This is a genomic window from Kitasatospora sp. NPDC002040 (assembly GCF_040296785.1).
GTDB lineage: Bacteria > Actinomycetota > Actinomycetes > Streptomycetales > Streptomycetaceae > Kitasatospora.
Window position 1 is genome coordinate 479,065 of record NZ_JBEOXV010000003.1, and the last position, 22,000, is coordinate 501,064.

The 22,000-nt window shown below is 73.3% G+C and carries 14 protein-coding genes and 1 tRNA gene; 11 read left to right on the plus strand and 4 right to left on the minus strand.

What is annotated here, in order from left to right:
- The first annotated feature begins 9 nt into the window (after nucleotides 1-9).
- Nucleotides 10-1,503: an MFS transporter gene (locus ABT118_RS12445; protein ID WP_350663260.1), complete on the plus strand. Its 1,494-nt coding sequence runs from the start codon at nucleotides 10-12 to the stop codon at nucleotides 1,501-1,503.
- Between the two features lie 100 nt (nucleotides 1,504-1,603).
- On the plus strand, nucleotides 1,604-2,491 hold the full coding sequence (locus tag ABT118_RS12450) for a carbohydrate kinase family protein (RefSeq protein ID WP_350663276.1): 888 nt from the start codon (nucleotides 1,604-1,606) through the stop codon (nucleotides 2,489-2,491).
- On the opposite strand, the gene ABT118_RS12455 is transcribed toward ABT118_RS12450, so the two are convergent.
- The 3 genes from ABT118_RS12455 to ABT118_RS12465 are packed head-to-tail and all read right to left on the minus strand — an operon-like array spanning nucleotide 2,492 to nucleotide 9,404.
- The gene (locus ABT118_RS12455) at nucleotides 2,492-3,442 is read right to left on the minus strand and encodes an ABC transporter ATP-binding protein (protein ID WP_350663297.1); all 951 of its coding nucleotides are present in this window, start codon (nucleotides 3,440-3,442) and stop codon (nucleotides 2,492-2,494) included.
- Nucleotides 3,439-6,150, minus strand: coding sequence for a hypothetical protein (locus ABT118_RS12460; protein WP_350663308.1), 2,712 nt, complete (start codon nucleotides 6,148-6,150; stop codon nucleotides 3,439-3,441). The genes ABT118_RS12455 and ABT118_RS12460 overlap by 4 nt, the downstream gene beginning before the upstream one ends.
- Nucleotides 6,147-9,404 (minus strand): ABC transporter permease, encoded by a 3,258-nt coding sequence (locus ABT118_RS12465; RefSeq protein WP_350663316.1) that lies wholly within the window; start codon nucleotides 9,402-9,404, stop codon nucleotides 6,147-6,149. The genes ABT118_RS12460 and ABT118_RS12465 overlap by 4 nt, the downstream gene beginning before the upstream one ends.
- A 149-nt stretch (nucleotides 9,405-9,553) precedes the next feature.
- On the opposite strand from ABT118_RS12465, the gene ABT118_RS12470 reads away from it, so the two are divergent.
- Together ABT118_RS12470 and ABT118_RS12475 are read left to right on the plus strand one after the other, a co-directional pair.
- Nucleotides 9,554-10,240, plus strand: coding sequence for an ABC transporter ATP-binding protein (locus ABT118_RS12470; RefSeq protein ID WP_350663344.1), 687 nt, complete (start codon nucleotides 9,554-9,556; stop codon nucleotides 10,238-10,240).
- 143 nt (nucleotides 10,241-10,383) lie between these two features.
- Nucleotides 10,384-11,397, plus strand: a complete 1,014-nt coding sequence (locus tag ABT118_RS12475) for a trypsin-like serine peptidase (protein ID WP_350663361.1) — start codon at nucleotides 10,384-10,386, stop codon at nucleotides 11,395-11,397.
- Nucleotides 11,398-11,682: 285 nt separating this feature from the next.
- On the opposite strand, the gene ABT118_RS12480 is transcribed toward ABT118_RS12475, so the two are convergent.
- A tRNA-Arg gene (locus ABT118_RS12480) sits at nucleotides 11,683-11,754 on the minus strand.
- A 149-nt stretch (nucleotides 11,755-11,903) separates the two neighbouring features.
- Between ABT118_RS12480 and ABT118_RS12485 the strand changes: the two genes are divergently transcribed.
- From ABT118_RS12485 to rho, 7 genes are all read left to right on the plus strand, one after another.
- Nucleotides 11,904-12,332, plus strand: a complete 429-nt coding sequence (locus ABT118_RS12485) for a response regulator (protein ID WP_350663378.1) — start codon at nucleotides 11,904-11,906, stop codon at nucleotides 12,330-12,332.
- 103 nt (nucleotides 12,333-12,435) lie between these two features.
- Nucleotides 12,436-14,097 (plus strand): arginine--tRNA ligase, encoded by a 1,662-nt coding sequence (gene argS, locus ABT118_RS12490; protein WP_350663392.1) that lies wholly within the window; start codon nucleotides 12,436-12,438, stop codon nucleotides 14,095-14,097.
- 78 nt (nucleotides 14,098-14,175) lie between these two features.
- Nucleotides 14,176-15,567 (plus strand): diaminopimelate decarboxylase, encoded by a 1,392-nt coding sequence (lysA, locus tag ABT118_RS12495; protein WP_350663404.1) that lies wholly within the window; start codon nucleotides 14,176-14,178, stop codon nucleotides 15,565-15,567.
- Nucleotides 15,568-15,709: 142 nt separating this feature from the next.
- Nucleotides 15,710-17,002, plus strand: coding sequence for a homoserine dehydrogenase (locus tag ABT118_RS12500; RefSeq protein WP_350663424.1), 1,293 nt, complete (start codon nucleotides 15,710-15,712; stop codon nucleotides 17,000-17,002).
- Nucleotides 17,003-17,010: 8 nt separating this feature from the next.
- Entirely contained in the window at nucleotides 17,011-18,096 is a 1,086-nt protein-coding gene (gene thrC / locus ABT118_RS12505) for a threonine synthase (protein WP_350663442.1), read from the plus strand.
- 324 nt (nucleotides 18,097-18,420) lie between these two features.
- Nucleotides 18,421-19,338, plus strand: a complete 918-nt coding sequence (gene thrB / locus ABT118_RS12510; protein WP_350663456.1) for a homoserine kinase — start codon at nucleotides 18,421-18,423, stop codon at nucleotides 19,336-19,338.
- Nucleotides 19,339-19,869: 531 nt separating this feature from the next.
- Entirely contained in the window at nucleotides 19,870-21,966 is a 2,097-nt protein-coding gene (gene rho, locus ABT118_RS12515) for a transcription termination factor Rho (RefSeq protein WP_350663468.1), read from the plus strand.
- Nucleotides 21,967-22,000: the final 34 nt, after the last annotated feature.

Below are 22,000 nucleotides of genomic sequence, written 5' to 3' on the forward strand. Positions count from 1 at the left end.
GGCCCACCGGTGTCCCATCATCTGCACGCCCCTGAAGACCAGAAGGCCGATTCCCGCCGCTGGTGGGCCCTGGCCGTGATCGCCATCGCCCAGCTGATGATCGTGCTGGACGCGACCATCGTGAACATCGCCCTGCCGTCGGCGCAGAAGGACCTCGGCATCTCGGACGGCAACCGCCAATGGGTGATCACCGCCTATCTGCTCGCCTTCGGCGGCCTGCTGCTGCTCGGCGGCCGGATCGGTGACCTGTTCGGCCGCAAGCGCACCTTCACGGTGGGCCTGATCGGCTTCGCGCTGGCCTCCGCGATCGGCGGGTTCGCCACCGACCAGAGCATGCTGTTCGCCGCCCGCGCGCTCCAGGGCGCCTTCGGCGCGATCCTCGCCCCGGCCGCCCTCTCGCTGCTCTCCAACACCTTCACCGACCCCAAGGAGCGGGCCACCGCCTTCGGCATCTTCGGCGCCATCGCGGGCGGCGGCGCCGCCATCGGCCTGATCGCCGGCGGTCTGCTGACCGAGTACCTGGACTGGCGCTGGTGCCTGTTCGTCAACATCCCGATCGCGCTGGGTGCGGCGGTCGGCGCGTTCTACCTGCTGAAGCACGACCACATCGGCAAGGACGACCGGGTCAAGCTCGACCTGCCCGGCGCGGTGCTCGGCTGCGGCGGCCTGCTGGCGATCGTGTACGCCACCTCCGAGGCGGTCACCCGGGGCTGGAGCGACTGGCTGGTGCTGGGCTGCCTGGGCCTCGGCGTCCTGCTGCTGGTGCTGTTCGCCCTGGTCGAGCGCCGCACCCCGCACGCCCTGCTGCCGACCCACATCATCGCCGACCGCAACCGCGGCGGCGCCGCGCTCTCGGTCGGCCTCGCGGTGATCGGGATGTACGGCCTGTTCCTGTTCCTGACCTACTACCTCCAGGCCATCAAGGGGTACTCGCCGGTGATGGCCGGGATCGCCTTCCTGCCGATGACCGCCGCCATCATGCTCAGCGCGACCGGGATCGCGGCCCGGCTGATGACCCGGGTGCCGTCCCGGAACCTGGTCGTGCCCGGCCTGCTGCTGGCCGCCGCCGGGATGGCCTGGCTGACCCAGATGAAGGTGGAGAGCTCCTACAGCACCATGGTGCTGCCGGCCGAGATCCTGCTCGGCACCGGCATGGGCCTGGTCTTCATGCCGACCATGAGCCTGGCCACCCTGGGCGTCTCGCCGCACGAGGTCGGAGCCGCCTCGGCGACCATCAACACCGCCCAGCAGGTGGGCGGTTCGTTCGGCACCGCGCTGCTGAACACCATCGCGGCCAGCGTCACCGCGACCTACCTGGCCAGCCGGAACGCCGCCGACCAGGCGGTGCAGGCGAAGGGCGCGGTGCACGGCTACGCGGTGGCGACCACGGTGGCGATGGGCATCCTGCTGGTGGCCGCCGTGATCGCGTTCCTGATGATCGATCACAAACCCGAGCCGGGTGAGGCGGAGAGCGCCGAGCCCTCGGCGCACGTCCTGGCCTGATCCCCGGCCGCCGGCCCGGCCCGAACCGGACGGCAATCCCTTGCGGAAAGTTTCCGCAAGGGATTGCCGATGTCCGGGCGCCCCTGGTTGACTCCGGCCCATGAGCGAATACGACCTGTTGGTGGTCGGCGGTGCGGGCGTCGACACCGTCGTCCGGGTGGACCGCCTCGAACTGCCGGACGCCGACTCCTGGCACGTCCCGCCGATCCGCGACTACGTGGCGCACACCGGCAACGGCGTGGCCCTCGGCGCCCACCACCTGGGGCTGCGGACCCGGTTCCTGGACTTCCTCGGCGACGACCCGCAGGCCGAGCTGATCCTGGCCGAGTACCAGCGGCGCGGCCTGCCGTTCAGCCACCTGGTCTCCCGGACCGGCACGCCGCGCGCGGTCAACCTGGTCGACGACCAGGGCCGCCGGTTCTCCTTCTACGACGGCCGCCACCCCGCCGAACTCCGGCTCCCGGCCGCCTTCTACCTGCCGCACCTGGAGCGCAGCCGCCACGTGCACCTCTCCATCACCGGCATCAACCGGGACATGTACCCCGACATCCACCGGCTCGGCCTGACCAGCTCCACCGACCTGCACGACTGGGACGGCGTCAATCCGCACCACCGGCACTACGCGGTCAACTCCGACCTGGTCTTCCTCTCGGTGGCCGGCTGCCGGGGCCGGCACGAGCAGGTGATGCGGCAGGTGCTGGCCGAGGGCCGGGCCGCGGTGGTCTCCGCCACCGCCGGCGCCGACGGCAGCTACCTGCTCACCCGGGACGACCCGGACACCGTCCACCACCTCCCGGCCGTCGACCCCGGTCGGCCGGTCGTGGACAGCAACGGCGCGGGCGACGCGTACGTGACCGGCTTCCTGTACGGCTGGTTCGCCGGCCGGCCCGCACTGGACTGCGCCCGGGCGGGCGCGGTCGCCGGGGCGTACGCCTGCACCGCGGCGGGCACCCACACCGACTTCGTCGGGGCCGCCGCGCTGGGCTGATCAGTCGTGGTCGTCCGGGTGCAGCGCGATGTGGTCGGCCGCGAGGTCGGCCGCCACCCGGTGCTCCATGCCGAGCGCGGCCAGGAACTTGGCGGGCAGCTGGACCCGGCCGGTGCGGTCCAGCATCACGTACTCGCGCTCGCTGACCGTCTCCTGGCCGTGCTCGTCGGTGACGGTGCGCCGGAGCACCTCGCTGCTGGTCCGGCCGTCCCGGATGGCCACCGTGCGGCGGACCTCGCCGGCCACCATCGGGTCGTGGGTGACGATCACCACGGTGGTGCCGAGCTCGCGGTTGACGGTGCGGAAGGCCTCGAAGACCCCGGCCGCCGTCTCCGAGTCCAGCTCGCCGGTGGGCTCGTCGGCCAGCAGCACCGCGGGGTCGTTGGCCATCGCGACCGCGATCGCCACCCGCTGCTGCTGGCCGCCGGAGAGCTCGGCGGGCCGACGGTCCGCCAGTTCGCCGATGTCCAGCGCGTCCAGCAGCTCGGCCACCCGGGAGCGCTGCCGCTTGGCGGCCCGGTGGCCGGACTTGAGCTGGATCGGCAGCGCGACGTTCTGAGCGGCCGTCAGGAACGGCAGCAGGTTGCGCGAGGTCTGCTGCCAGATGAAGCCGACCACCTCGCGGCGGTAGCGCAGCCGCTCCTTGGTGCTCATCGACAGCAGGTCGCAGCCCGCCACGGCGGCGGTCCCCGCGGTCGGGGTGTCCAGCCCGGCCAGCACGTTGAGCAGGGTGGACTTGCCGCTGCCGGAGGCGCCGACCAGGGCCACCAGGTCGCCCTGGTCCACCGTCAGGTCGAGCCCCTGGAGGGCCTGCACCTCGATGCCGTCCGCGTTGAAGATCCGGACCAGCCGTTCGCAGCTGACCGCCAGGTCGGAGCGGACGCTCCGGGGCGCGGCGGCGGCCAGCGCCCGCTGCTGGAGCTCGGCCAGGCTCGGGGACGCAGTGTTCATCGGGTGTCTCCTGCTCTCAGCTCGGTGGTGATCTGGCGACGGGCGGTGACGGCGGCTTCGGCCAGTACCGCCAGGCCGGCCAGCAGGGCCAGCCCGAGGGCCTGGGTGGCGATCGGGGCCGCGGTGAGCCGCAGGCCGGCCGCCACCGGTGCGCCGACCAGGGGGGAGAGGTCGATGGCGGGGCCGAGCAGCAGGATGCAGGCCACCGCGGCCAACGCGCCGCCGAGAGCGGCGAACAGCGCCTGCGGCAGCGCCTCGGCCAGGATCAGCGCCAGCCCCTCCCGGGGCCGCAGACCCATGGTGCGCAGCCGGGCCAGCATCGCGGCCCGCTCGGGCCCGGCCCGGAACAGGGTCAGCAGCACGGACAGCACCGCGAGCAGCGCGGTGGCGCCGACCGAGGCCCAGAACAGGCGCTCGGCCGAGTTCTGCAGCGGGTCCCGGGCGAGTTCCCGGACCACCCCGGCACTGGTCCGCACCACGTGGCCGGGCTGGTTGCCCGCCGCCACCGGCCCGAGCAGCTCGCGGGCCAGCTCGCGCACCCGGGTGTCGTCGATCTGCCCGGTGGCCAGCCACTTGTTCGGGCCGCCGACCCGGGGCAGCTGGGCCAGGGCCGGTTCCGCGGGCAGCACGATGGCCCTGGTCGCCGTCCCGTACATGGCGGGGGTGCCCGTGACCGTGCCGACGGTGCGGATCGGCACCGAGTCGCCGTTGTTCAGCCGGACCACGTAGTCGCCCGCGGGCAGGTCGTCGGTGACCAGTGCGGGCACCGGTCCGCCCGCCCGGGGGGCGAGCAGGGCCGGGTCGAACCGGCCGCGCCCGACGGCATCGGACAGCTCGGCGTACCGGACCGGGTCGGCCAGCACCACGTTGGCCAGGACGGTCGCGCCGTTGCCGAGCAGCACGGTGATGCGCTCCTCGGTCCAGACCGGCAGGGCGGTCCGGACCCCGGGCAGCCGGCCCGCGGCCTCGACGAAGGGCGCCGGGAGGGCGCTGTCCAGGGCGGCGTTGACCGAGGCGTCGGCGCCGATGGTGTACCTGGCCGACCGGTCCCGGTCGGCGGTCACCGCGGCCAGCACGCTGGCGCCGACCGCACCGCAGGTCACCGCGAGCACCATGGCGAGCAGCGGCAGCACCGAGGGGCGCGAGCGCTGGCCGCTGCCCCGGGCGGCCCGGGCCAGGCCGAGGAAGGCGACCGCGCCGGACCGGGGCCTGGCCCAGCGGGCCAGCAGTCCGATCAGCGGCGGTTGGAGCCGGGCCAGTACCAGTGCGCCGGTCAGCGCCAGCAGCAGCGGGGCGGTCACCAGTAGCAGGTCGACCCCTTCGCCGGCCGGGGCCACCCCGCGTCGGGCGACCTGGGTGAAGGCCGCCACCGCGGCGGCCAGCACGGTGAGTTCGGCCATCAGGCGGCGGCGTCCCGGCCGGGCCCGGCGGGTCGGCTCGCGCAGCAGCACGGCGGCCCGGACCGGGAAGGCGAGCAGGGCGAGCAGGGCCACCGAGCCCGCCGCGACGGCGGCGGGGAACCAGCGCGGGGTGGGCAGCAGGGCGAAGGCGAGCAGGGCGCCCAACCCGGCGGCGGGCAGCACCGTCAGCGCTCCCTCGCCGAGCAGCCGTCGGCAGATCCCGCCGGTCCTGGCCCCGCGGGCCCGGAGCAGCCGCAGCTCCGCCGTCCGCCGCTCGGCGGTCAGCGCCGCCGCGAGGCAGAGCACCACCGCAGCCACGCCGGCGGCACCGGCCGGGCCGACCGCGGTGAGCGAGGCGATCGTGCTCTGCCGGGTCCGGGCCTCGTCGATCAGGGTGCGCAGTTCGGAGCTGATCCGGAGGCCGGTGCGGCCGGTCCCGGCGGCCAGCCGGACGGCGACGGGGCCGGTGGTGACCGCCGCGAGGTTGTAGGAGGTCTGGCGGAGCCGGTCCGCCCGGAGCGCGTCCACGTGGACCGGAAGCTGCCAGAAGTCCTCGGCCCCGGAGCCCCAGCCGGCCAGCCGGGGCAGCGACCCGGCGTCGGCCAGGGCGACGGCGTACCAGTACGTCTTCGGCGGATCCTTCGGGTCCCCGCTGGTCATGTTGAGGCACTCCTTCACGGCGCACCCCAGACCGGCCCAGAACGGGTCGGCCGGATTGCGGGCCGTGTACAGGCCGACCAGCCTGACCTGCCCCGGGCCCATGCCGAGGAGGCTGCCGTCGAGCACCGAGCCGAGCCCGGCCTTCATGGCGGCGGCGGCGCCCGTCGACAGCGCGACCGGGATCGGGCCCTCGGCCGGGCCGTCCGGCCACTGACCGGCCGTCAGGTCGATCCGGTCCCGCACCGCGTGCAGGTACTGCACGGAGAGGGCGGGCGAGAGGCCGTCCGGGCGGGACAGCCCGGGATTGTCCAGCGAGCGCGGCTTGAGGCCCCGGCGGCCGTACACCGGGCCGGACGGGTCGAGCGGGAGCAGCGGGCCGATCGCCCCGGTGAACTGGGCCGTGTTGCTGTCCAGCAGCTGCGCCTGGTCACCGCCGCCGGCGGCGGCGGTGGCGGTGATCTGCAGGCCGGTGTGGACCGGGCCGAGCGGGCCGAGCAGGCTGTGCAGCGCGTCGTCGGCGCTCCGGTCCAGTGCCCGCGGCAGCGCGGCGGCCAGGAAGACCATGGCCAGGGCCAGGACGGCGGTGAGCAGGGCGCCCAGCGGCGCGGTGCGCAGCCGGGTCCTGACCCAGGGGGCGGGGGCGCTCATTTGTCCTCCACGAACCGGAGTCGGGCGGCCACGTCCCGGCGGCGGCCGCCGACCAGGAAGGCGGACAGCAGGGGCAGGGCGGCGGTCGCCGCCGCCAGGGCCAGCAGCTGGCCGAGCGGCAGCGCGACCAGGACTTCGGGCAGCGGTGGCCGGGCCGCCGGGGTGAGCACCAGCAGCGGCACCACCAGGTGGACCAGTACGGCGCCGAGGGCCGCTCCGACCGCGGTGCCGATGCCCACCAGGACGATCTGCTCGCCGAACGCGGCCCGGTTCAGCAGCCGGCGCGGTGTACCGAGCGCGAGCAGGACCGCGGACTCGGCGGCCCGCTCGCCCGCCGAGGCGGCCGCAGCGGCACCGAAGCCGATCGCGGCCAAGACGGCGGAGACCAGGGCGAGTGCGATCAGTGCGCTCTGCGGAGCGGCGTTCAACGGGTCGGAGGTCCGGGCGGCGGTGGCCTCCTCACGCAGCGTCAGCTGCTGGGCGGCGGGGCCGGCCCGCAGGGCGGCGGCGGCCTCGGCCGGGGCGCGGTCGTCCGGTCCTGCGGCGGGCAGCCACCACTCCGTCACCGGCGGCGGGTTCAGGTTCCGGTCGAGCAGCCAGCGGGTGGTCTGGTCGAGGTCCAGGACGATGCCGGTGGTCCCGGCCACCGGCAGCACGTCCACCGCGGCGGTGATCCTGACCGGCACGGGGGCGCCGACGATCTGGAGCTGGATCAGCTGCCCTACCTGGGCGCCGACGGCGTCCAGGTAGGTCCGGGTGGCCAGGCCCTTGAGCTCGTTCGCGGCCGGGAGGCTGCCGGCCGGGAGCACGGTGATCCGCCCGGAGTCGCTGGTGCCGTCGTTCGGCGAGTAGGCCAGTTCCAGCAGCCGCTCGGGGGTGGCCTCGCCCCGCAGCGTGACGCCGGCGGTCTTCTTCCCGGTCCAGGCCCCGGCCGGGGCCTGGACCGGGGTGGCCGGTCCGGTCGGGGTGTCGGAGACGCCGATCCGGCGCACCGTCAGGGTGCTGGACTCCTCGGTGTACCCGGTGTCGAAGGACACCGCCAGGCCGGTCACGGTGAGCGGTGCGGCGACCGAGCCGAGCGGTGCGGCGGTCAGGGCGCCCAGGTCCACCGGGACGGTCGCCTCGCCCCGGGAGGGCAGGCGCGGCAGCGGGATGCGATGGCTGGTGCCGAGGCCGTCCCGCAGCAGCAGCCACAGGTCGGGCGACCGCAGCCGCTCCACCGTCTCACCGCCGAGCTGGAAGGGGTTGTGCACCTGGGGGCGGTCGGCGAGGTGGACGTCCACGGTCAGGTCGATCCGGGCCGGCCGGCCCGGCAGCAGGACCCCGGCCGACTGCGCTCCGCCCAGCGGGGCCAGCAGGTCCCGGGGCGGGCGGTGGCCGAACAGGTCGGGTCGGACGGTCAGTTCGGCCGCGGCCTTGGCGGTGTCGGTCAGCAGCAGCCGGCCGGTGGTGTCACCGGGGAGGTACTGGTCCGTCCGGGCCACCGGCAGCAGCCGTTCGCCGCCGGGCAGCGTGGCGTAGCGGCCGTGGCCGATCGGGGGCAGGGCCGAGGCCGAGATCCGCAGGCCGCCCGCGGAGTCGAAGTCGGACTGGTCGCGCTGCGAGTCGCGCCAGGAGGTGTGCTGACCGAGCGCCAGCACGCCGGTCGCGACCGCGAGCACCAGCAGCAGCACCGGACCGTTCGCCCGGCCGGGGCGGCGGGCCAGCTGCCAGCCGGCCAGCGCCGGGCCGAGCCCGCGGCCGACCGCGGCCGCCCGTGCCCCCAGCCTGGCCGCGAACGGGAGCACCCGAAGCACCAGCAGGGTCCCGGCCCCGAGGGCCAGGGTGGGGGCGGCGACCAGCACCGGGTCGATGCCCAACTGCCCGTCCGCCTCCACCGAGAGGCCCCCGGTGCGGCCGCTGAGCTGTTGGTACGCGAGCACGGCGAGCGCGAGCAGGGCCAGGTCGGCGCCGGACCGGGCCACGGTGCCGACCAGCGCCTGACGGCGGGAGGCGACCCGGTTCCCGGCGCTCTCCCGGACCATCGAGGGCAGCGCGATGAGGACGACACAGATCAGTGCGCAGGCAGCGGCGGTCGGCCACCTGAGGGCGACGTCGGCGGTGTCCAGCGGGAGCCCCGCGAGCGGGCCGAAGCCGCTGAGCAGCCGCAGCAGTGGGCCGGTGAGCAGCGGCGCCAGGACGGCCGCGGGCAGGGCCAGCAGCAGGGCCTCGACCGCGGTCCACAGCGCGAGCCGGCCCCGGGTCGCGCCGCGGGCGGTGAGCAGGACGCCCTCCCCGGCCTGACGCTCCGACACCAGGTGCACCACCAGCAGGAGGGCGGCCCCGGCGAGCACCGCCAGCTGCAGCGCCCCGGTCAGCAGCCCGGACCTGGTCACCAGCGTGGCCGCGTGCAACTCGGCCATCAGGTCCGTGAGTTCGCTGTTCACCTGCATGCCGGGCGACTGCTGCATGAAGTCGGTCCTGGCGGCGGCGGCCCGGCGCCCGACCTGATCGGCGCGGTCGGGGTCGGCACCGGTGAAGTCGGCGGTCAGCAGGGAGCCGCGGCTGCCCTGTGGCAGGCGTCCGGTCCCGAAGGCGCTGTCGTCCACCAGCATCGGCCCGAAGGTGGTGAAGCCCTGGGCCTGGATCTCGCGGCCGCCGAGCGGTTCCAGCCGCCAGTAGGGCGCGGTCCGGTCGGCGGCCCGGTAGACCCCGGTGATCCGGACGGTGATCGGGCGGCCGCCGTAGCGGTCGGAGAGCTCGACCGGGGCGGGCAGTGCGGCGGCGGTCAGGCCGAGCCGCTGCAGGCTGCTCTCCGGAACGGCGGTCTCGACGGGTGCGGCCGGAGCCTGGGCCGTCGCCTGGGCGGCCGCCGGAGCCGGCCACTGGCCGGCCAGCAGCTTGACCCGGTCCCGGTCCAGCGCGGCCAGCACGGTCAGATCCGGTTCGCCGCCGACCCGCCCGTTGCTCGGCAGGCCGTACGAGCGGCTGCGGGCGAGCTGCTGCACGGTGACCGGCAGCCCGCCGAACAGGTCCTGGCCGAACCGGGCGATGTCGGCGTCGTCCTTGGCCCGGGTGTCCACGGTGTGGTCCACCGTCACCAGCACGGTGGCCCGGGCGCCGTTGCCCAGGCTGCGGCGCAGTCCGGCATCGGCCACCGAGCGGTTGAAGGCGAACAGCGTGGTGAGCACCGTGGTGGTGATCAGCACGGTGAGCAGGACCGCCGCCGCCAGCGACAGGCGTCCGCGCAGGCGAAGCAGGACGAAGCCGAGCATGTGTCATTCCCCCCGTTCCGGCGTCCTGTTACCGGATAGCGGACGACTCTGTCAGATTCGAACAGGAAGCGGAAGGACCTTGCGCGAACCATGTGAAAGGTGAGCAGAATCGTGCTTCTGCACACCGAGCCGTTCCCGGGGGACAACTGATGACCGAAACCCTCTCGCCCATGGTCGTGGTCGAGGACCTCAAGCGCAGTTTCGGCGCCGAGCCGCGCACCGTCCACGCCCTGCGCGGCGTCTCCTTCACCGCCGCCCGGGGCGAGCTCACCGCCCTCAAGGGCCGGTCCGGCTCCGGCAAGACCACCCTGCTCAACCTGGTCGGCGGCCTCGACACCCCGACCGCCGGCCGGATCTCACTGGACGGCACCGACCTGGCCGGCCTGGACGAGACCGGGCGGCTCGCGCTGCGCCGGGACCGGATCGGCTTCGTCTTCCAGTCCTTCGGCCTGCTCCCGGTCCTCACCGCGGCCGAGAACGTCGGCGTCCCGATGCGGCTGCGCAAGCTCCCCGCGGCCGAGCGCGAGGAGCGGGTCTGCACCCTGCTCGCCCTGGTCGGCCTGGCCGACCACGCCGACCAGCGGCCTGCCGAACTCTCCGGCGGTCAGCAGCAGCGGGTCGCGATCGCCCGGGCCCTGGCCAACGACCCGGCCCTGATCATCGCCGACGAACCCACCGGACAGCTCGACTCCGAGACCGGCCTGGCCGTGATGGACCTGCTCCGCGCCGTGGTCCAGGCCCGGGGCGTCACCGCCCTGGTCGCCACCCACGACCCCAACCTGATGGACCGGGCCGACCGGGTGGTCTCGCTGCACGACGGCCGGATCGTGGACTGACCGGGGGACCGAGGGGCCGTCAATTGGGTGGGAATCGGGGATTCTCAGAGCACTCCCAGGAAAAGATCACCCGTTGCCCAGATCGGTCACCCATAGTTCGGAAGGACCCGTCCAGCTGTCGGCCGCGACCAGGGAGCGCCACCATGAACTCCGGTAACCGCCTTGCGCTCGTCACCCTGATCGCGGCGATGCTGTCGATGTCGCCCGCCACCGCGAAGCCCGCGGTGCGGGTCGCGGTCCGGCCCGGCGTGACGCCGGCGCCCGTGGCCGCCCCGGCCGCAGCCCCCGTGCCGACGGCCCCCACGCCCACCCCCGAGCCGCTCCCGGTGCCGGACCCGACCACTGACGCCCCGTCGGCGGAGCCGTCCCCGACGGAGTCCGAGGACGAACCCGAGACCTCGTCGCCCACCCCCGTGCGGCCGGCCGCCCCGACCCCGACGCCGTCCCCCACCAGGACCCCGTCGTCCACCCCGCCCCCGGCCCCGTCGCCGTCGCCGTCCGCGCAGCCCACCCCGTCGTCCCAACTCGGTACGACCGCCACCGCCCCGGCCAACGCCGAGTCCGCCCGGGTCGGCGCCCTCTTCGTCGACGGCCACCACTTCTGCACGGCGAGCGTCATCACCAGCCCGAGCGGCACCTTCGCGATCACCGCCGCGCACTGCCTCTCCTCCACCGACGGCGTCACCTTCGTCCCCGGTTACCGCAACGGCACTGCCCCGTACGGGACTTGGAGGGTCACTGAGATCCACACCACCGGCGGCTGGCAGCGGGACGAGAACCCCGACGAGGACTACGCCCTGCTGGAGATCGCCCCCGACGCCACCGGCCGCACCATCCAGGCCGCCGTCGGCGGCAACCCCCTCGCCTTCGGCACCCCCCTCGCCACCACCGCCCGCCTCTACGGCTACCCCTCCCGCAGCGACGCCCCCATCCTCTGCACCAACGTCACCACCGCCCGGTCCGCCCACCAACGCCGGATCGACTGCCCCGCCTTCCCCGGCGGCACCAGCGGCGGCCCCTTCATCGACACCGCCACCGGCCGCGTCATCGGCGTCATCGGCGGCTACCAGCAGGGCGGCAACACCGAGGACATCTCCTACTCCGCCGCCTTCGACACCACCCTCGCCACCCTCTTCACCGAGGTCACCACCGCCTGAACCCCGGACCCGTCCCGGGGATCGCCGCCGTCGACGCTCGGCCCGGGAGATCCGCCGGCAGTCCGCTGCCGCAGCGGTCGCGATGCCCGGGGTCGCCCTGGTCGCACTGCACCTGTTCCGGTGCTGTTGTTCGTCCTGACCGGTTGCACGGCGCTCCTGCTGGCCCGGAAGCGCTTGCCGAAGCACCAAGGAGCGGGCCTCCACGGCCCGTACCGGGCCCGGAACATGACGAAGGCCCAAGCCGACCAGTGGTCAACTTGGGCCTTTGCAGCACTTCTTGCGAAGTGCCCCCGGCAGGATTCGAACCTGCGCACCCGCCTCCGGAGGGCGGTGCTCTATCCCCTGAGCTACGGGGGCCTGCGTGGTGTCCCTTGGTGGCGACGTGGAGAACATTACCAGGCCGGGGGAGTGGTCCGTGCACGGGTTTCGGGGGTGGGTCGGGCGGGTGCGGACGGAAGTGGGGAAAGGCCGGACGGGTGGGTGGGTGCGCGGCTACCCTCGGTGAGGTGTCCGGAGCGTCCGGGCGGGTCCTCGTGGTGGACGACAGCGAGGTGATCCGCCAGCTGATCAGAGTCAACCTGGAGCTCGAGGGCTTCGAGGTGGTGACGGCTGCCGACGGCGCGGAGTGCCTGGAGGTGGTCCGCCGGGTGGCTCCTGACGTGGTGACGCTGGACGTGATGATGCCCCGGTTGGACGGGCTGCGGACGGCGGCCCGGCTGCGGGCGGCCCCGGCGACCAGGCGGCTGCCGATCGCGATCGTGAGCGCGTGTGCGCCGGCCGAGCTGCGACAGGGTCAATCGGTGGGCGTGGACGGGTACTTGGGTAAGCCGTTCGACCCGGCCGAGCTGGTGGAGCTGGTCCGGCGGCTGATGCTGCTGAGCCGGCGGGGCGGTGGGCACCAGCGCTTCGCGTACGGGTTCGGGGAGAGCGGCTGACGTTCGCCGAGAGCGAACGCGGGGGTGGGAAAGCCGCGGCGCGCCCGTCTCAACGGGTAAACCGGGTGCGGTCGGGCACCACCTCTCGCCTAGGCTTGGGCCCGTGACACCCGCAGAGCTTTCCCAGGCAGTCCAGGCCGCAGTGAGCGCCGCCGTCGAGGCGGGCGAGCTGACCGTCGCCGTGCCCGAGCACGTGACGATCGAGCGGCCCAAGAACAGGGACCACGGCGACTACGCCACCAACGTGGCCCTCCAGCTCGCGAAGGCGGCCGGCAAGCCGCCGCGAGCCATCGCGGAGATCCTGTCCGCGCGCCTGCGAGAGATCGCCGGGGTGTCGAAGGTGGACATCGCCGGTCCGGGCTTCCTCAACATCACGCTGGACGCCGCCACCCAGGGTGAGCTGGCCCGCACCATCGTCGAGGCCGGCCCGGCGTACGGCCGGAACGAGGCGCTCAAGGGCCTCAAGATCAACCTGGAGTTCGTCTCGGCGAACCCGACCGGCCCGATCCACATCGGCGGCGTCCGCTGGGCCGCGGTCGGTGACTCGCTCGCCCGGGTGCTCCGCGCCACCGGTGCCGAGGTCACCACCGAGTACTACCTGAACGACGCCGGCGTGCAGATCGGCAAGTTCGCCGCCTCCCTGCAGGCCGCCGCGAACGGCCGGCCCGCACCCGCCGACGGCTACGTGGGCGAGTACATCGTCGACATCGCCAAGGCGCTGGTGGCCGGCGTGCCCGGCGTGCTCGACCTGCCCGAGGCCGAGCAGCTGGAGACCTTCCGGGTCGAGGGCCTCAAGCTGATGGTCGCCGAGATCAAGCGCTCGATGGACGAGTTCGGCACCCACTTCGACGTCTGGTTCTCCGAGAAGACGCTGCACGACTCCGGCGCCGTCGAGAAGGCGATCGAGCGGCTGCGCGAGCAGGGCCACGTCTTCGACCAGGAGGGTGCGATCTGGCTGCGCACCACCGACTTCGGTGACGACAAGGACCGCGTCCTGATCAAGGCCGACGGCGAGACCACCTACTTCGCCGCCGATGCCGCGTACTACCTGAGCAAGCGGGACCGGGGCAGCGAGGTCTCGGTCTACATGCTCGGTGCGGACCACCACGGCTACGTCAACCGGCTGAAGGCCATCGCGGCCTGCGCGGGCGACGACATGGACAAGAACATCGAGGTCAAGATCGGTCAGTTCGTCAAGATGGTCCGGGATGGTGAGGAGGTCCGGATGTCGAAGCGGGCCGGCAACATCATCACCATCGACGACGTGATCGACTGGATCGGCGTGGACGCGGCCCGGTACACCCTGGCCCGGTCCTCGACCGACTCCACCATCACGCTCGACATCAACATCCTGACCAGCAACACCAACGAGAACCGCGTCCACTACGTCCAGTACGCGCACGCCCGGATGTGCTCGGTGCAGCGCAACGCCGAGGAGCGGGGCATCTCCAAGGGCTCTGCGGAGGACTTCAAGCCCGGGCTGCTGTCCACCGAGTGGGAGTCCGAGCTGCTCGGCGAGCTCGGCGAGTTCCCGCGCGTGCTGGCCCTGGCCGGTCAGTTCCGTGAGCCGCACCACGTTGCCCACTACCTGGAGAAGGTGGCCGGTGCGTACCACCGGTTCTGGGACAACTGCCAGATCCTGCCCAAGGGCGACGAGCCCGTCACCGACCTGACGCACGCCCGGCTCTGGCTGGCCGACGCCACGCGCACGGTCATCGCCAACGGCCTCACGCTGCTGGGCGTCTCCACGCCCGAGCGGATGTAACCGCCAACCCCCCAAGCGCCCCGGGGGCGGTGACGGTCCGTCAGGGCAGTCACCGCCCCTACTCGTAAGGACACCACGATGAGCCGCTCCGCCCACCCCGCCGGTCCCCGCCACGGTGACGTGCTGCCCGAGGGCCACTACCTGGCCCCGCCGAGCGACCTGAACGCGCTCGACCCCAAGGTCTGGTCCCGCACCGTCGACCGGAACACCGACGGCGTCGTCACCGTCGGCGGCCTGGACGTCAAGGCACTGGCCGCCGAGTTCGGCACCCCGGCGTACGTCATGGACGAGGCCGACTTCCGGGCCCGGGCCCGGGCCTGGCGGGACGCCTTCGGCGACGGGGCGGACGTCTACTACGCGGGCAAGGCGTTCCTCTCCAAGGCGATCGTCCGCTGGCTGCACGAGGAGGGGCTGAACCTCGACGTGTGCAGCGCGGGCGAGCTGGCGGTCGCGCTGGCCGCCGGGATGCCGGGGGAGCGGATCGCGCTGCACGGCAACAACAAGTCGCCGGACGAGCTGGAGCAGGCGGTCAAGGCGGGCGTCGGGCACATCGTGGTCGACTCCTACCAGGAGATCGACCGGCTGGCCGCGATCGCGGCCGCCCAGGGGGTCAGGCAGCCGGTGCTGATCCGGGTCACCGTCGGCGTCGAGGCGCACACCCACGAGTTCATCGCCACCGCGCACGAGGACCAGAAGTTCGGTCTCTCGCTGAGCGGCGGCCGGGCCGCCGAGGCGGTCCGGCGCACGCTCGCGCACCCGAGCCTCGAACTGCGCGGCATCCACTCGCACATCGGCTCGCAGATCTTCGACACGGCCGGTTTCGAGGTGGCCGCCCGCCGGGTGGTCGGCCTGCTGGTGCAGGTCAGGGACGAGCACGGGGTCGAGCTGCCCGAGATCGACCTCGGCGGCGGCCTGGGCATCGCGTACACCAGCGAGGACGACCCGCGCACCCCCGCCGAGATCGCCGCCGCACTGGCCGAGATCGTCCGCCGCGAGTGCGCCGCCGCCAGCCTGAACGCGCCGCGCCTGAGCGTGGAGCCGGGCCGGGCGATCGTCGGCCCGACCGCGTTCACGCTGTACGAGGTCGGTACGATCAAGCCACTCGACGGACTGCGCACCTATGTCAGCGTGGACGGCGGCATGTCGGACAACATCCGCACCGCGCTCTACGACGCCGAGTACTCCGTCGCCCTCGTCTCGCGCACCAGCGAGGCCGAGCCGATGCTGGTCCGGGTGGTCGGAAAGCACTGCGAATCCGGCGACATCGTGGTCCGGGACGCCTTCCTGCCCGCCGACCTGACGCCGGGTGACCTGATCGCGGTCCCCGCGACCGGGGCGTACTGCCGCTCGATGGCGAGCAACTACAACCACGCCCTCAAGCCTCCCGTGCTCGCCGTCCAGGACGGTACGGCCCGGGTGATCGTCCGACGCGAGACGGAGGAGGATCTCTTGCGGCTCGATATCGGATGAGGAAATTCTTGTCTCAGAGTCTGGACCAGCCGTAGATATGTGCGGCCGGTCCCCGAGACTGGTACGGACCGAATACCCTGCGGGCGGCGAATGGCGCCGATCGACAACCCGCCGGAAACCCGAGAAAGCAGAGCGGAGTCGGATGATGCGTACGCGCCCGCTGAAGGTGGCGTTGCTGGGCTGTGGTGTGGTGGGCTCCGAGGTGGCGCGCATCATGACGACGGACGCCGCCGACCTCGCCGCGCGGATCGGTGCTCCGGTCGAGCTCGCCGGGGTCGCGGTCCGCCGGGCCGGCCGGGCCCGGGCCGGGGTGCCCGAGCACCTGATCACCACCGACGCCGAGGCGCTGGTGAACCGCGGTGACATCGACGTGGTGATCGAGGTCGTCGGCGGCATCGAGCCGTCCAAGCACCTCATCCTGAGCGCCTTCACCAACGGCGCCTCGGTGGTCTCCGCCAACAAGGCGCTGCTCGCCAAGGACGGTGCCGAGCTGCACGCCGCGGCCGCCGCGGCCGGCGTGGACCTCTACTACGAGGCCGCCGTCGCCGGTGCCATCCCGCTGCTCCGCCCGCTGCGCGAGTCGCTCGCCGGGGACAAGGTGAACCGGGTGCTCGGCATCGTCAACGGCACCACCAACTTCATCATGGACAAGATGGACTCCACCGGCGCCGGGTACTCCGAGGCGCTGGAGGAGGCCACCGCGCTGGGCTACGCCGAGGCCGACCCGACCGCCGACGTGGAGGGCTTCGACGCCGCCGCCAAGGCCGCGATCCTGGCCGGCATCGCCTTCCACACCAAGGTCACCGCCGCGGACGTCTACCGCGAGGGCATCACCGAGGTGACCGCCGCCGACATCGCCTCCGCCAAGGCGATGGGCTGCGTGGTCAAGCTGCTGGCGATCTGCGAGCGCTCCGCCGACGGCGAGTCGGTGACGGCCCGGGTGCACCCCGCGATGCTGCCGCTGAGCCACCCGCTGGCCTCGGTCCGGGAGGCGTACAACGCGGTCTTCGTGGAGGCCGAGGCGGCCGGCCGGCTGATGTTCTACGGCCCCGGCGCCGGTGGCACCCCGACCGCCTCCGCAGTGCTCGGCGACCTGGTCGCGGTCTGCCGCAACAAGGTCAACGGCACCACCGGGCCCGGCGCTTCGGAGTACACCCAGCTCCCGGCCAAGCCGATGGACCAGGTGATCACCCGGTACCACGTCAGCCTGGACGTGGACGACCGCGCGGGCGTGCTGGCCCAGGTGGCCTCCACCTTCGCGGAGCACGGCGTGTCCATCGACACCGTGCGCCAGCAGGGCCGCGACGGCGACGCCTCGCTCGTCGTGGTCACCCACCGCGCCACCGACGCCGCGCTGTCGGCGACGGTCGACAAGCTCCGCGCGCTGGACAGCGTGCGGGACGTGGCCAGCATCATGCGGGTTGAAGGGGAGTAGGAAGCACCATGAACGCCGTCATCCAGAGCGGTCGTACCCACCAGTGGCGCGGCCTCATCGAGGAGTACCGCGACCGTCTGCCGGTCTCCGCCGCCACCCCCGTGGTCACCCTGCTCGAAGGCGGGACGCCGCTCGTCCCCGCCCAGGTGCTCTCCGAGCGCACGGGCTGCGAGGTCTACCTCAAGGTCGAGGGCGCCAACCCGACCGGGTCCTTCAAGGACCGCGGCATGACGATGGCGATCTCCAAGGCCAAGGAGGACGGCGCCCAGGCCGTCATCTGCGCCTCCACCGGCAACACCTCGGCCTCCGCCGCGGCGTACGCGGTGCGGGCCGGGATGGTCTCCGCCGTGCTGGTGCCGCAGGGCAAGATCGCGCTCGGCAAGATGGGCCAGGCCCTGGTGCACGGCGCGAAGATCCTCCAGGTGGACGGAAACTTCGACGACTGCCTCACCCTTGCGCGTGAACTCTCCGAGAAGTACCCGGTGGCGCTGGTCAACTCGGTGAACCCGGTCCGGATCGAGGGCCAGAAGACCGCCGCCTTCGAGATCGTCGACATGCTCGGCGACGCCCCCGACATCCACGTCCTCCCGGTCGGCAACGCGGGCAACATCACCGCCTACTGGAAGGGCTACACCGAGTACGCCAAGGACGGCCTCAGCTCGCGGAACCCGCGGATGTGGGGCTTCCAGGCCTCCGGCTCGGCCCCGATCGTGGACGGCGCCCCGGTGCTGAAGCCGCAGACCATCGCGACCGCGATCCGGATCGGCAACCCGGCCTCCTGGGACTTCGCGCTCGCCGCGCGGGACGAGTCGGGCGGCCTGATCGACAAGGTGACGGACCGTCAGATCCTCTCGGCGTACCGTCTGCTGGCCGCGCAGGAGGGCGTCTTCGTGGAGCCCGCCTCGGCCGCCTCGGTGGCGGGCCTGCTGGCCAAGGCCGAGGCCGGCCTGGTCGACCCCGGTCAGCGGATCGTCTGCACCGTGACCGGCAACGGCCTGAAGGACCCGGACTGGGCGGTGGCCGGCGCGCCGCAGCCGCAGATCGTGCCGATCGACCCGGAGACGGCCGCCCGCCGGCTCGGGCTGCTGGACTGACGGGCTGTCAACAAGTGGGCCGACTCTTTCGGGGGTCGGCCCCAGTTGTTTATCGGGGGCAGCGATTTCTGCCCGAGCAGGCCGACTTGCAGGCGGTATTGCCGCCCTTTTCCGCACAATTTCCGGCCAGATCCGGCAACACGGCAGATCGGAGGGGTGCGGGGTGTACCGCTGTGGAACCTCTCTTCGATAGTCTGGTCAGCAGCGGGCCGCGCCGTGCGCCGCGCCCGCCCCGCCGGGGTGCAGGTCGAATGAGCCCCGCACACGTACCACCGCAGGCCCGCCCCCAATCGGGCCGTCACCTCCCAGGAGAGTCCCACCACCATGGCTGGTCCCGCGTTCCGTGCTGCCGCCGTCCGGGTCCGGGTTCCCGCGACCAGTGCCAACCTCGGCCCCGGCTTCGACGCCTTCGGACTCGCCCTGGGTCTCTACGACGACGTGGTGGTCCGGGTCGCCGACTCCGGCCTCTCGGTGGACATCGCCGGTGAGGGCGCGGCCACCCTGCCGCGCGACGAACGGCATCTGATGATCCGTTCGATGCGCGCCGCCTTCGACCGCCTCGGCGGCCAGCCGCGCGGCCTGGAGGTGGTCTGCGCCAACCGGATACCGCACGGCCGTGGCCTCGGCTCCTCCTCCGCCGCGATCTGCGCCGGCATCGTCGCCGCCCGCGCGGTCACCATCGGCGGTCCGAGCGCGCTCGACGACGACGCCCTGCTGGCCCTCGCCTCCGAGCTGGAGGGCCACCCCGACAACGTCGCCGCCTGCCTGCGCGGCGGTTTCACCATCGCCTGGACGGACGAGGACGCCGCCCGGGCGGTCCGGCTGGAGCCGTCCGAGCAGGTCGTCCCGGTGGTCTTCATCCCGTCGACCGAGGTGCTCACCGAGACCGCCAGGGGCCTGCTGCCGAAGACCGTCCCGCTCTCCGACGCCGCCGTCAACGCCGGGCGGGCCGCCCTGCTGGTGGAGGCGCTGACCAACCGCCCCGAGCTGCTGCTGGCCGCCACCGAGGACCGGCTGCACCAGGACTACCGCGCCTCCGCGATGCCCGAGAGCGCCGGCCTGGTCGGCGCCCTGCGGGCCGAGGGCATCCCGGCCGTGATCTCCGGCGCGGGCCCCACCGTGCTCGCCCTCGCGGACGAGGCGAACGCCGAGAAGCTGCTGAGCTTCGCAGGTGAGGGCTTCGCCGCGCACCGGCTCCGGCTCGACGGGACGGGCGCCGCCGTACTGCCGCTGGACGGCTGAGCAAGACGGTCGCACGGACACGATTGACGAGAACGGGGCCGGGGAATGTCTCAGGGGGTCGGTAGTGTTAACCTCATTGCTGCACCAGGTGCCCTCCGGGGTGCCGTGCGCCACGTCCCGATCCCGAGCCTCCGCTGCTGCGGCCAGTCCGCACGTGTGGAGCCGTGGACGAACGGGACCACGATTCTCCGGGAGCCCTCCGCAGCGCGTACGCAGCCTGCCTGCGCGAATGCGGCCGTTTCCCGAAGCCGTGACGGCACCTGACTCCCTCCCGCGGCTCCTGCACTAGAGGCACGCCCGGACGGGACCCGGCCACCGTCACGCGACGGGGGCCCGGGTATCGCAGGCAGCGGGGTCGGCGAGACCGATCCGCGCCACTCCGCACCACAGTGCACATCGCAGCTCTTCCCCGACTGGCAGCGCCATTCGGGGGATCACCGCCTCGGACCGGCGCAGTCAAGCGTTGGTCAGGACAGCACAACCGGTCGCCGAGCCAGACAGGCCGACGTCCGCTCCAGGGAAGGACCCTTAGTGAGCGACTCCACCGATCTGATGGGCGCGCGCCCCGACGCCGACGCGTCAGACACCGCCGCCCCGGCGGCTCCGGCCAAGCGCCGCCGTACCGCCGCCGCGGGCCTTGACGGCCTGGTCCTGGCCGAGCTGCAGAAGCTCGCCTCGACCCTCGGGATCAGCGGTACCGGCCGTCTCCGCAAGAGCCAGCTGATTGACGCCATCAAGGAGAAGAGCGGCGGTGACCCGCTGCTGGCGGGTGCTGCCGCCCCGGCCGCTCCCGCCAAGCGGGCCGCCAAGGCCGCGGCTCCGGCCGCCGCCGAGGCGCCCGCCGCCGAGGAGAAGCCCGCCCGCCGGACCCGGGCCGCCGCCGCTGCGGCCGCCCCGGCCGCCGAGCCGCAGACCCAGATCGAGATCCCGGTCCAGGCCGCCGCCGAGACCGCGGCCCCGGCCCGGGCCGAGCGCACCCGCCGCCGGGCCACCTCGGCCGCCGGCGCCCCGACCGCCGAGGCCGCTGCGGCCACCGCGGCCGCCGCCGACTCGACCGCCACCGCGGTCGCCGAGGCCCGTACCGACGCCCGCACCCTCGACGCCGAGGGCCGCACCGAGACCCGTCGGGACCGCCGGGACCGTCGGGACCGCCGCGAGGGCGGCGAGCGCACCGAGGCGACCGAGGGCCAGACCGGCCAGGCCGCGCAGGACGGCGACAGCCGCGAGTCCCGCAGGGACCGCCGCAACCGCCGTGACCGCACCGACCGTCCGGAGCGCGGCGAGCGCCAGCAGGGCCAGCAGGTCCAGCAGGAGAGCGCCCCGCAGCAGAACCGCCAGCCCCAGGGCGGCGGCCAGCAGCAGGCCGGCGGCTACGACGACGACGAGTTCGGCGACGGCCGTCGCGGCCGCCGCGGCCGCTACCGCGACCGCCGGGGCCGCGGCACCCGGGGCGAGCGCTTCGAGGCCGGCCCGGCCGAGGTCCAGGTCAACGACGACGATGTGCTGATCCCGGTCGCGGGCATCCTGGACATCCTCGACAACTACGCCTTCGTCCGGACCTCCGGCTACCTGCCCGGTTCGAACGACGTCTACGTCTCGCTCGCCCAGGTCCGCAAGAACGGCCTGCGCAAGGGTGACGCGATCACCGGTGCGGTGCGCCAGCCCAAGGACGGCGAGCGCCGCGAGAAGTTCAACGCCATGGTGCGGCTGGACTCCGTCAACGGCATGGACCCGGAGAGCGGCCGCAACCGCCCCGAGTTCGGCAAGCTGACCCCGCTCTACCCGCAGGAGCGTCTGCGGCTGGAGACCGACCCGGGCATCCTGACCACCCGGATCATCGACCTGGTGTCGCCGATCGGCAAGGGCCAGCGCGGTCTGATCGTCGCCCCGCCGAAGACCGGCAAGACGATGATCATGCAGGCGATCGCCAACGCGATCACCCACAACAACCCCGAGTGCCACCTGATGGTCGTCCTGGTCGACGAGCGTCCGGAAGAGGTCACCGACATGCAGCGGTCGGTGAAGGGCGAGGTCATCTCCTCGACCTTCGACCGCCCGGCCGAGGACCACACGGTCGTCGCCGAGCTGGCGATCGAGCGCGCCAAGCGCCTGGTCGAGCTGGGCCACGACGTGGTCATCCTGCTCGACTCGATCACCCGCCTGGGCCGTGCCTACAACCTGGCGGCGCCGGCCTCCGGCCGCATCCTGTCCGGTGGTGTCGACTCGACCGCGCTCTACCCGCCGAAGAAGTTCTTCGGCGCCGCGCGCAACATCGAGAACGGCGGCTCGCTGACCATCCTCGCCACCGCGCTGGTGGAGACCGGCTCGCGGGCCGACGAGGTGGTCTTCGAGGAGTTCAAGGGCACCGGCAACATGGAGCTCAAGCTCGACCGCAAGCTCTCCGACAAGCGGATCTTCCCGGCCGTCGACGTCGACGCCTCCAGCACCCGCAAGGAGGAAATCCTGCTGGGCAGCGAGGAGTTGGCCATCACCTGGAAGCTCCGCCGGGTGCTGCACGCGCTCGACTCGCAGCAGGCGATCGAGCTGCTGCTGGACAAGATGAAGCAGACCAAGAGCAACGCCGAGTTCCTGATGGTGATCGCCAAGAACACCCCCGGCCAGGACTGACCTCCCGGCTGGACCCGAAGCCCCGGACCGCAAC

Coding starts and splice junctions, on each gene's coding strand:
- thrC (WP_350663442.1), top strand. CDS start 17,011: ATGAACGCCGTCATCCAGAGCGGTCGTACCCACCAGTGGCGCGGCCTC.
- thrB (WP_350663456.1), top strand. CDS start 18,421: ATGGCTGGTCCCGCGTTCCGTGCTGCCGCCGTCCGGGTCCGGGTTCCC.
- lysA (WP_350663404.1), top strand. CDS start 14,176: ATGAGCCGCTCCGCCCACCCCGCCGGTCCCCGCCACGGTGACGTGCTG.
- ABT118_RS12460 (WP_350663308.1), bottom strand. CDS start 6,150: ATGAGCGCCCCCGCCCCCTGGGTCAGGACCCGGCTGCGCACCGCGCCG.
- ABT118_RS12500 (WP_350663424.1), top strand. CDS start 15,710: ATGATGCGTACGCGCCCGCTGAAGGTGGCGTTGCTGGGCTGTGGTGTG.
- ABT118_RS12455 (WP_350663297.1), bottom strand. CDS start 3,442: ATGAACACTGCGTCCCCGAGCCTGGCCGAGCTCCAGCAGCGGGCGCTG.
- ABT118_RS12475 (WP_350663361.1), top strand. CDS start 10,384: ATGAACTCCGGTAACCGCCTTGCGCTCGTCACCCTGATCGCGGCGATG.
- ABT118_RS12450 (WP_350663276.1), top strand. CDS start 1,604: ATGAGCGAATACGACCTGTTGGTGGTCGGCGGTGCGGGCGTCGACACC.
- ABT118_RS12465 (WP_350663316.1), bottom strand. CDS start 9,404: ATGCTCGGCTTCGTCCTGCTTCGCCTGCGCGGACGCCTGTCGCTGGCG.
- ABT118_RS12470 (WP_350663344.1), top strand. CDS start 9,554: ATGACCGAAACCCTCTCGCCCATGGTCGTGGTCGAGGACCTCAAGCGC.